Source organism: Alkalihalophilus lindianensis (assembly GCF_032843265.1).
Lineage (GTDB): Bacteria > Bacillota > Bacilli > Bacillales > Bacillaceae_D > Alkalihalophilus > Alkalihalophilus lindianensis.
This window is the reverse complement of the sequence record NZ_JAWJBA010000775.1, coordinates 1-248: the sequence shown is the minus strand read 5'-3', so window position 1 is coordinate 248 and position 248 is coordinate 1. Positions and strand designations below refer to the sequence as shown.

General features: G+C 44.4%; 1 protein-coding gene. It reads left to right on the top strand.

Going from position 1 to position 248, the window contains the following annotated elements; all coding sequences use genetic code 11:
- Window positions 1-248, top strand: a 248-nt coding sequence (locus RYX56_RS24285) for a DEAD/DEAH box helicase (protein ID WP_317124374.1), incomplete at both ends; no start/stop codon positions are given.

The following is a 248-nucleotide window of genomic DNA, read 5'->3' as shown; positions in this document are numbered from 1 at the left end:
CAGGGCGTCTGCTCGATCATATTAACAGAAAGACGATTCGTCTTGACCATGTTCAAACGGTGATCCTTGATGAAGCGGACGAAATGCTAAACATGGGATTTATTGAAGATATCGAAGCAATCCTTGCTGAAATCCCTGAAGAACGTCAAACATTGTTATTCTCAGCGACGATGCCTGCTCCGATTCAGCGGATTGCAGAGAAATTCATGAAGGAGCCGAAAATTGTCCGCATGAAGGCAAAGGAAATG